Source organism: Fannyhessea sp. (genome assembly GCF_986145555.1).
Map to the genome: position 1 here is coordinate 54,276 of NZ_CFRCNA010000007.1, position 10,090 is coordinate 64,365.

8 protein-coding genes are annotated in these 10,090 nt (G+C 40.7%); all 8 read left to right on the top strand.

The annotated features are described in order from the left end of the window. Positions 1 to 145: 145 nt before the first annotated feature. The 8 genes from cas3 to cas2e are packed head-to-tail and all read left to right on the top strand — an operon-like array spanning position 146 to position 9,833. Positions 146 to 2,938 carry a CRISPR-associated helicase Cas3' gene (gene cas3, locus AC5GD6_RS02645; RefSeq protein WP_491846168.1) on the top strand — a complete coding sequence of 931 codons (2,793 nt, stop codon included), beginning with the start codon at positions 146 to 148 and terminating at the stop codon, positions 2,936 to 2,938. Continuing rightward, positions 2,931 to 4,607, top strand: coding sequence for a type I-E CRISPR-associated protein Cse1/CasA (casA, locus tag AC5GD6_RS02650; protein ID WP_491846169.1), 1,677 nt, complete (start codon positions 2,931 to 2,933; stop codon positions 4,605 to 4,607). Before cas3 ends, casA begins: the two co-directional genes overlap by 8 nt. Positions 4,608 to 4,631: 24 nt before the next feature. Beyond that, positions 4,632 to 5,246, top strand: coding sequence for a type I-E CRISPR-associated protein Cse2/CasB (casB, locus tag AC5GD6_RS02655; protein WP_491846170.1), 615 nt, complete (start codon positions 4,632 to 4,634; stop codon positions 5,244 to 5,246). Between the two features lie 52 nt (positions 5,247 to 5,298). Then, complete coding sequence (gene cas7e, locus AC5GD6_RS02660) at positions 5,299 to 6,369, top strand: type I-E CRISPR-associated protein Cas7/Cse4/CasC (protein WP_416454469.1); 1,071 nt, start codon at positions 5,299 to 5,301, stop codon at positions 6,367 to 6,369. Between the two features lie 34 nt (positions 6,370 to 6,403). After that, positions 6,404 to 7,249, top strand: a complete 846-nt coding sequence (gene cas5e, locus AC5GD6_RS02665) for a type I-E CRISPR-associated protein Cas5/CasD (protein ID WP_491846171.1) — start codon at positions 6,404 to 6,406, stop codon at positions 7,247 to 7,249. After that, positions 7,233 to 7,880: a type I-E CRISPR-associated protein Cas6/Cse3/CasE gene (cas6e, locus tag AC5GD6_RS02670; protein WP_491846172.1), complete on the top strand. Its 648-nt coding sequence runs from the start codon at positions 7,233 to 7,235 to the stop codon at positions 7,878 to 7,880. The genes cas5e and cas6e overlap by 17 nt, the downstream gene beginning before the upstream one ends. A 20-nt stretch (positions 7,881 to 7,900) precedes the next feature. Next, positions 7,901 to 8,872, top strand: a complete 972-nt coding sequence (gene cas1e, locus AC5GD6_RS02675) for a type I-E CRISPR-associated endonuclease Cas1e (RefSeq protein ID WP_006302707.1) — start codon at positions 7,901 to 7,903, stop codon at positions 8,870 to 8,872. Between the two features lies 1 nt (position 8,873). Further along, positions 8,874 to 9,833 carry a type I-E CRISPR-associated endoribonuclease Cas2e gene (gene cas2e / locus AC5GD6_RS02680; protein WP_491846174.1) on the top strand — a complete coding sequence of 320 codons (960 nt, stop codon included), beginning with the start codon at positions 8,874 to 8,876 and terminating at the stop codon, positions 9,831 to 9,833. The last annotated feature ends 257 nt before the right edge of the window (positions 9,834 to 10,090 follow it).

The following is a 10,090-nucleotide window of genomic DNA, read 5'->3' on the forward strand; positions in this document are numbered from 1 at the left end:
CGATTCCACACGGGAACACGTCACGCCATCAATTTTACTCTCGCCTTGCTTGTCAATCCAACAAACACATATTTTGTCCAGGCACCCATGTATACTAGAGAACGTAACATCTTATATAACGTATAGCGGCTTTGGAAGGACCGTTATGACTGAGATTAACGCAGCTCTTTGGGGCAAAAAAGCAGAATATGATGGTGCTATGCTCTGGCTTCCACTAGCACAGCATTTGGTAGACACCGCCAATGTAATTGGATTGCTTTGGGAGCATTGGCTCAGTTCGAGTCAGCGAGCTACGCTCACCGCTTCGATATCGAATCCCGCATGTGTAAAAAATTTGGCTCAATTTGTAGCGTCTGTTCATGATATTGGTAAGGCTACACCAGTCTTTCAGTTTAGAGAAGCAATTGCTGGTTCAAAAGAACTAGATATAGAACTCAAAAATAAGCTCATTACTGCCGGTTTTAAAGGAGCTGACAATTTTATAAGCTCTACCAAAGATTGGAGCACAAGCCATCACACCATTACAGGACAAGCAATACTTGAAAAGTACGGAGTACCTCACGGAATATGTGCTATTGTAGGCGCACACCATGGGAAACCTCTGGATAGTTCTCGAGTATACTTAGATGATCTTGCCGCCTATCCCGATCACTTTTATCAAACAGAAGGTATAAGTGAGGTTGCTCAGTTATGGAAAAATACACAAGAACAGATTCTTGCATGGGCACTCGATAAAAATGATTTTCAATGTGTTGCGGATCTTCCAGAAATAAGTGAGCCAGCTCAAATGGTTCTCTGTGGCCTCATTATTATGGCAGACTGGATTGCAAGCAATGAGCACTTTTTTCCTCTTATATCAATTGAAGAAAGCGGTATTACTAATCAGAAAGAGCGCCTCGAAAGAGGCTGGAGCGCATGGATTGACCATGGAACAAAAGACTTGTGGGAACCATCATTATGCGCTGCCAATGCAAACCAGCAATATAATAAGCGTTTTGGGTTTACCCCTAATGGTATTCAGCAAACAATATATGAAGTTATTCGTACCTGCAACAGCCCTGGAATAGTTATTCTTGAAGCGCCAATGGGATCTGGAAAAACAGAAGCGGCGCTCATTGCTGCTGAACAATTAGCTCAGCAAACAGGAAAAAGCGGATTATTTTTTGGGCTTCCCACACAAGCAACTTCAAATGGCATGTTTTCCCGCGTACACCAATGGCTTAAAGGTGTTATTGGTGATTTCAATAGCGCACTTGGACTTAGATTAGTGCATGGAAAAGCAGCGCTTAATGAAAACTTTGCACACATTGCTAAAACTTGTAATAGTCTGAATAACGGTGATGTGAATTCTGCAGTAATTCTAAATGACTGGTTTTCTGGAAGAAAGACAGCCTTACTAGATGACTTTGTTGTGGGAACTGTTGATCAGTTTTTATTGGCTGGACTTAAACAGAAACACCTCATGCTCAGGCACTTGGGGCTTAGTAAAAAAGTGGTAATTATTGATGAAGTGCATGCATACGATACATACATGAATAAGTATCTTGAAGAGGCAATCATGTGGATGGCAGCGTATGGTGTTCCAGTGCTCTTGCTTTCCGCAACATTACCTTATGAACGAAGAGACACACTATTACGAGCCTATGTAAAGGGGCTTGGTCTAAAGTGGAAAACTCAGTGCGATAAAACTGAATACGATTCCCATTCTGAAACATATCCGCTGCTTACTTATAATGATGGAGCGCATATTAAACAGAGAGCCATATGCGAGCGCAACGGACTGCATTCCTTACAAATTGAAGTGCACAAACTTATTGACGATTCAAAACATACCATCTTACTAGCTACATTGAAAGAGCTATTGCAAAGTGGCGGAGTTGCGGGAATCATCGTTAATACAGTGCGACGCGCTCAAGAAATCTATAATGCATGTCAAGAAGAGTTTGGTCATGATGAGCTTATGCTTATTCACTCCCAGTTTATTGCCACCGACCGCATAAGAAAAGAAAAAAGGATTAGCGAAGCAATTGGAAAAGGCGCAACGCGGCCATATAAAGCCATTATTATAGGAACTCAGGTTCTAGAACAGTCACTAGATATCGATTTTGATGTATTGATTACCGATTTAGCGCCCATGGACTTAATTTTACAACGGGCAGGTAGACTGCATAGACATGTGATAGAAAGGCCTGCACGTGTAACAACTCCACACCTGTATATACTTGCCACATCAGAGGAGTTTAGGTTTGATAAGGGCGCAATCGCAGTGTATGGCGCTTATCTTCTCATGAGAACACAGCATTTCTTACCTCAAGTAATACACATACCAGATGATATCTGTCATCTGGTGCAAGAAGTATATGGAGATTCAGATATTGCGCTACCTGATGATCTCAAAGATTTATATGTACAAGCAAAAGACCAGTATATGAACGAAAGTAATGCCAATAAGCTTAACGCTTGTAATTATCGCATTGATAAACCTCATATGGGCATTGGTAAAAAAACCATTATGGGACTACTGTCTAATAGCGTTACCGAAAACTCAGAAGAAGCAGGGATTGCACAAGTTCGTAATTCTAGAGAGTCGATTGAAATAATAGCCCTGAAAAAAATTGGCTCTGGTTACGGTACATTTTCTGATGGTAATGATATTAAAGAACAAATCGACATACCTTACATTGCCATGAAGATAGCTCGTGAAACCATTAGCCTACCAGCTCAGTTTACGAGAACAGCAAAAGCTACAGAACATTGCATTCGAGAGCTAGAAGCCTATCGGCAAACTCACCTGGCTGAATGGAAGAATCAGCCATGGTTGCACGACTCGTTAGCTCTCATTTTTGATGACAACGCTTCCTGTACTTTTTGTGGCTATACATTAAAATATAATCAAGAACTAGGTATTCTCTGCCAAAAGGAGCCTCACGATGCATGAGTTCAATCTTTTAGAAGAGCCGTGGATTTCGGTAATTGTAGACGATTTGGGACATACAAAACTGGTCTCACTGATGGATGTCTTTCAATCCGCGCATGAATATAAAGCATTTGCAGGCGATATGAAGGCGCAAGATTTTTCCATTTTGCGCTTACTACTTGCAGTCCTCCACACAGTATTTGCGCGCTACGACACTAAAGGCTATGCACGCACCTTCGATCCAGATGAAGATGAAGCAGAAGATTTTGATGAAGAGAGCATCGAAATATGGAAAGAAGTATGGCAAGCTCGCCGTTTTCCAAATATAGTATGTGATTATCTGAACAGTTGGCATAACAGGTTTTATCTTTTTGATGACGAGTACCCGTTTATGCAGGTACTAGCAGAAGATATTAGTAGTGATAAGCTCGGCGGAAAGAAACCTAGCGAAATTTCGGGGAAAAATATTAATCGTTTAATCTCAGAAAGTAATAATAAGATTGCATTGTTTTCTCCAAAAAGTGGAAACGAGAAAGATAAAAATCGCTTAACCTGCGCTGAGCTTACACGATGGCTTGTTACGCTGCAAGGCTATGTGGGGCTTTCTGACAAAACTATTTTTGGTACACAAAAATATAAAGCCTCTAAGGGTTGGCTTTTTGACTTGGGTGGTATTACACTTGCGGGATCCAATCTGTTTGAAACACTTATGCTAAACTGGGTAGCTGCAAATCCATTTCAGTTAGCAGCAAGTGATCAAAAACCATGTTGGGAATATTCAGGTGCCGAAAACATACAGCATGCATTTTCAAGTAGTCGCGTTGATAATATAGCGCAGCTATATACGCGATGGAGTCGTGCAGTATATATCCCTTCAAGAGAGGATGAAAACGAACCGTTTACTCCTTTTATGGTTAAGCTTCCTGACCTCGATCACAAAAATGCATTTATAGAGCCAATGACCTTTTGGCATTATAATAAAACTGGAGATAACAAAGATACATTTACTCCCAGAAAGCACCGCACTGAAGAAGCAATGTGGCGCTCCTATAGCTTGCTTACCTTAGCATATTCTCTTGATGATAAAGAAAAATATCACAGACCAGAGGCTATAAGCTGGCTAGACTGTATTAGTTCGTATATAGAAAATTCACGCATTGTACTAGAGGCTATTAGTGTAAAGGATGATGGCAATGCAACATCGTGGGTTCCTACTGACGAGGTATATGATAATTTATACGTTCATGAAGAATTGATAACAGATATAGGCAATGATGGATGGGTTTATCGTGTTAATAATGAGGTAAACCACACAAAAACTGCTGTTAGCTCAACGTATAGAGGCTTCCTTAAAGACATATGTGACATACAAAATCGGAGCGATGATAATGCCGCTACATTTATAAATAGAACAATCAACCATGTCTATTTTTTGCTCGATCACTCATTTAGAGATTGGCTCGCAGGGATTAACCCAAGCGATTCAAAAAACGAATGCTGCGATAGGTGGAGAGCAACCGTTAAGCAATTACTAGCAAAAGAAGCAAGTCAAATGGTTGCCAGCGCCAATACAAGAGATTTAGACGGTATTACCATAACAGAAAAAACAAGCGGAGCCGCTACAACAAAAAATATTATTACTGCTTACAACGCTTTTATATATCGACTTAACAAACTGTCAGAACAGTAATGTGTTATGCAGAAAGGAGTGCTTATGAACGAGGCAACTACAGGCTATTCTGAAGTGTCAAATGCTGTACAAAAGATTGTTAGGCAGTATCTTAGCAATGTCGATGCAGCATCACGCAGGGCAATTCTTGCAAAATTGCGACATTCTATTGGAAAGCCACTTAGCCAGTCGGTAGACATCTGGCCGTTAATACTAACGAGTGTCCCCGATGACTTTTTAAGCGAGCATGAGGGGAAAAATCTAAAAATGCAGGCGGTGATTTATACCCTGCAAATATATGCCCTGTATGAACAGGGAAACATGTCAGCAGAAGATATAAGTACTGACAACACTGTCACCGACGAAAACGCTTTGGCACAATCTTTTTCATATAATATGGGTTCTTGCTTGAGAATATTGCGTTTAGATGAAAAGCAACGCAACGCAATAGATAGGCGTTTTTCTAATTTAATTACTTCAGATAATATTGATCATTTTTACTATAACCTAAGGCAATTGACTGGAATCCTTAAAAGCAAAACAAAGGATAGCCACCAACATATTAACTATCCACGTTTGGCACGTGATTTGTATTTGTTTAACTTTATTCCAGAGAAGATACGTCTTTCATGGGCACAGGAATACTATCGATTTAATTAATCGTCACTTATAAACACTACTTTTACGTAAGTAATAAAGAAAGGAAATCATTATGAACAATCGTCTGTATATAGATATTCACGCACTGCAAACGCTTCCCCCATGCAATATTAATCGTGATGATACTGGCAGTCCAAAGACGGCACAATATGGAGGTTCTACACGTGCACGCGTGAGCTCTCAGTGCTGGAAGAGGGCAATGCGTACATATTTTAAAGAACACAGTGCCGAAGAAAATGTAGGAGTGCGTACGCTCTATCTTGTTGACTATATAGCTAAGAAGATTGTTGCGCTCGATCCATCAATCTCAGATGAAAACGCATTGAAGCTCGGAGAAAAAGCGCTTAATAACGCGGGCGTTAAAACAACAAAAGATAGAAAAGCCAAAGCTCTTTTCTTTATAGGAGAAACACAAGCGAACGCTCTTGCCCAAGCTGTGATAGATGGCGTTGACGATAAAAAACCATTGCAGGCGATACTGCATAAGAATCTTCCTATAGATATAGCGCTTTTTGGACGTATGTTAGCTGATGATCCATCACTTAATGAAGACGCCTCTGCACAGGTAGCTCATGCAATTTCTACACACGCTATACAGCATGAATTTGACTACTTTACAGCAATTGACGACTTGTCGCCTAAGGACAACGCAGGCGCAGGTATGCTTGGTACAGTAGAGTACAATTCATCTGAACTATACCGCTATGCAAGTATTGCTTTGCATGAGTTTTTGTCACAGCTAGATAATGATAAGGATGCCCTTGCAGCTTCTGTAAAGCTTTTTGTTAAAGGGTTTGTAGAGTCTATGCCTACAGGAAAAGCTAATACCTTTGCAAATCAAACGTTGCCACACCTACTTTTGATAACGTTACGCGATGATCGCCCTGTAAATCTTGTAAGCGCATTTGAAGAGCCTGTAAAATCAACGGATGGATATGCAAGCCAATCTACTACTAAGCTTGCGCAAGAGATGGCAAAAACTGAAAAAATTGTTCACAAACCACTTGTCTCCTTTTACGTTAGCCTTGCGACCTCTGAACATATGCAGGAATTAGGAGAAGAAAAACCATCAATGCAAGCCTTACTAGATGATCTGGCAACCAAAATAACTGAAATCCTATAGCAACACATTTGGACATTATTTGGTGAGGATTCTTATGAAAAGCTTATTGCTAAAATTTGCGGGACCTCTACAATCCTGGGGGACAAGTTCTCATTTTGAAACACGTCATACCGATTATTACCCGTCTAAGAGTGCGGTCATCGGAATGATAGCTGCCGCTTTTGGCTATAAAAGAAATGAGCCCCATGATGCTGACCTTAAGCAACTTAACGAGCTTGCTTTTGCAGTTCGAATTGACCAGCAAGGAAACCTGCTTAAGGACTATCACATTGCATCAAAATGCAAGCCTACTGGGGAGTTCGACCGCAATTATGTTACTAACCGTTATTGCCTTGAAGACGCTGTGTTTTTAGTTGCTCTTGGTTCAGAGGATAGTTTTTTGCTTGAAAAAATTGAGCAGGCTCTTGCTGCACCATACTTCCAACTTTGTTTGGGACGTAGGTCTTTTCCTCTTTCGTACGATTTTATAATTGGCATGCAAGAAGAAGATCCGTTTGCCCTACTAAGAGCATATCCATGGATGGCTCAAAAATGGCAACAAAAGAAAATCCAGTCCCTGAATAGTACAAGTGACGATTTGTTTATTCCCATATATGCGGATGTCGATCTTCTTGCTCCCTATCAAAGCAGTATAGAGCGCCCTTCTGTCCGAAAACTAAGACATGATATCGCGTTTTCCTTTTCTAATAAAAATAGAAGATTTGGCTACCGATACGAAGCTCGCTTTGACCTTCCCCTCAAGGCAATATGCCCCATGTGTGATAAAACACACGATAAAAAATCAGCTTCTGTTAATGAGTCAGCATTCGATAAAGACTACGTAAGCATGGAGCATGATGCATTCAGTATGTTAGAGGTGAACAATGATGTATCTCAGTAGAGTTGAGATTAACTGTAACAATCTCAAAACCATGCGAGACCTTGCACATGTAGAAACTTTTCATGCATGGGTTGAGGAAAGTTTTCCTGAAGAATGGCTAACACATACTCGTAGTCGTAAACTGTGGCGTGTTGATACGCTTCGAGGCAAGCAATACTTATTGGTACTCAGCAATTCAAAACCAGACTTAACGAAACTGGAAAAATATGGAGTTGTTCATACTGCAGCGACAAAGAACTACGACTCACTACTTACATCACTTAAAAAAGGAGACAGGCTGCAATTCCGCGTAGCTCTTAATCCAGTAATCTCTCTTCCGAGTGAACGGGTTCAAGATGGAAAAAGGCCAAGAGGACGTGTAGTTCCGCATGTCACACATGCACAACAAATAGAGTTTCTTGCATCGCGCGCACAAAAGTATGGGTTTAGCTTAGAGGCAGGAGAATTTGACATTGTAGAGAGAGGTTTCTCTTATTTTAGAAAATCTCAGAAGCCTATTCGTTTAGTTAAGGCAGTTTATCAGGGATTTCTAATCATAGAAGATGTGGAACTTTTTAGAAATGCTCTCATTAATGGCATTGGGAAGAAAAAGGCATATGGCTTTGGAATGATGACGGTTATCCCCCAATAGTTGGTTTTCGTGAGAAGGCCATGGAACTGTTAGGACTAATTGCAATGAAAGCAAACGTTGGTGCAGAGAAAGTTAAGTTACAAGAGCTCCCTCACGCTTCTGATCGAATAAGCTTTATCTACATTGAATACGCCAAGATTAATCGAATTGACAGTGCCATTACTGCCTATAAAGAAGAGGGAACATTTCGAATTCCTGCAGCATTAATGAGTGTTTTACTACTAGGCCCTGGAACATCAATAACTCATCGTGCTATGGAGTTGTTGGGAAGTGTGGGCGTTTGCGTAATATGGGTAGGCGAATCTGGTGTAAGAACCTATGCTCACGGTAGACCGTTAGCGCGGACATCAAAGCTTCTCATGTTGCAAGCAAGCCTTGTATCAAACACTAGGTCACGACTAGAAGTAGCAAGAAGAATGTATCAGATGAGATTTCCATCTGATGATTGTTCAGCTTACACGATGCAACAACTACGGGGACGTGAAGGAGCGCGCGTGCGAACCATATATCGAAGAATGTCACGTAAATATCATGTTCCGTGGAACGGTAGAGATTATAATTACGAGATTTTTGAAGATGCTTCTGCTGTTAATCAAGCACTTTCTGCTGGTAATGTCTGTCTTTACGGTTTGGTGCAGAGCGTAGTTTATGCACTTGGTTTAGCATCTGGCTTGGGATTTGTACATGTGGGGCACGATCTTTCGTTTGTTTATGATATTGCCGATCTTTACAAAGCTGAAACTACTATTCCACTCGCATTTTGTCTTGCCGAAGAAAAAGAGCGGGATAGCAGTATTGATATTGGATCGCAGATGCGTTTACGCATGAGAGATAGCTTTACTTCGACAAAATTGCTCCCACAGATTGTTAAGGATATTCAATATATATTGGCTGTGCCTGAAGAACAGCAGGTTGAAGCAGATGTTTTACAATTATGGGATGATAAATTGGGTGCTGTTTCTGCAGGAATTAATTATAGTGAGACAGATTGACATGCCGCTTACCATAATTACCCTCAGCAAATGCCCCAGATCATTGCGAGGAGATCTAACTAAATGGATGCAAGAGATTGATACAGGAGTGTATGTAGGAAATCTTAATAGTCGTATTCGTGAGAAGCTTTGGAGTAGGGTTTCTAGCTGTGTAGGTTCAGGATCTGCTACATTATCTTTTGTTGCCCAAAATGAGATTGGTTATGACTTCTGTACCATTAATTCTGCTAGAAAAGTGGTATATCTAGACGGAATCCCGCTTATATTTACCCCAAATTGTAATAAGTGTGATGATATCCAAGAACATGGTTTTAGCAAAGCATATCATTTTCATAAGGCACGGATGTACAGTAATAAAAAGCTCAAAAAAGATGATGACTGCTCTTTAGATCCTACAGTAAAGGATGAAAATGTTTATACTGCAAGTGACTTTGAGATTTTATCTGATAAGAAATTTGTTATTTTAGACATTGAAACTAGTGGGCTAAACGAAATAGACGACAAAATCATAGAAATAGGCGCAATTAGAATTTGCGACAAGCAGGTAGATGACTATCAGTGTTTAATTAAACGAGATTCATTGAATCTTTCCCCAGCTATAACCCAACTAACTGGGCTTACCGATATAGAGCTCGCCAATCGGGGAGTAAATCCTAACTTGGCTCTTAATGGGTTGAAACAGTTTATAGGACATTTGCCTGTTCTAGGTTATAACATTGCGTTTGATATGCGATTTATAAATAATGAGCTACGCTCTATGAACGAAGAGCTTCTTGATAACAGAGAAATTGATGTAATGAGATTTATTAAGAAAGAAAAGATGTTCTTAGAGAGTTACACGCTTGATAATGTTCTTAAAGTGTATGGAATATCAGCTTCTGTCCCGCACCGGGCGCTTGGAGATGCTAAACTGATAGCGAAGCTTGCATTAAAAGTGAATAAAATTCTTGACATTCTCTAGTTAAAGCAGCTTTGAACAGGGATTTTTAAGAGTTTTTCCCGCACACGCGGGGGTGATCCTAGTGTTCTTTCCTGATGATATGGACTTATATGAGTTTTTCCCGCACACGCGGGGGTGATCCCTTGCACCTGTGTAATGCCCGCGCCCGCGATAGGTTTTTCCCGCACACGCGGGGGTGATCCCGCTTTTTCCCCTTGCTCAAGGCTATAGGCTCTGTTTTTCCCGCACACGCGGGGGTGATCCCTGTGCACCCCTTG

What these genes read in the sequence shown, in the direction of transcription:
- cas3 (WP_491846168.1), top strand. Translation starts at nt 146, where the DNA reads ATGACTGAGATTAACGCAGCTCTTTGGGGCAAAAAAGCAGAATATGAT.
- casA (WP_491846169.1), top strand. Translation starts at nt 2,931, where the DNA reads ATGCATGAGTTCAATCTTTTAGAAGAGCCGTGGATTTCGGTAATTGTA.
- casB (WP_491846170.1), top strand. Translation starts at nt 4,632, where the DNA reads ATGAACGAGGCAACTACAGGCTATTCTGAAGTGTCAAATGCTGTACAA.
- cas7e (WP_416454469.1), top strand. Translation starts at nt 5,299, where the DNA reads ATGAACAATCGTCTGTATATAGATATTCACGCACTGCAAACGCTTCCC.
- cas5e (WP_491846171.1), top strand. Translation starts at nt 6,404, where the DNA reads ATGAAAAGCTTATTGCTAAAATTTGCGGGACCTCTACAATCCTGGGGG.
- cas6e (WP_491846172.1), top strand. Translation starts at nt 7,233, where the DNA reads ATGATGTATCTCAGTAGAGTTGAGATTAACTGTAACAATCTCAAAACC.
- cas1e (WP_006302707.1), top strand. Translation starts at nt 7,901, where the DNA reads ATGGAACTGTTAGGACTAATTGCAATGAAAGCAAACGTTGGTGCAGAG.
- cas2e (WP_491846174.1), top strand. Translation starts at nt 8,874, where the DNA reads ATGCCGCTTACCATAATTACCCTCAGCAAATGCCCCAGATCATTGCGA.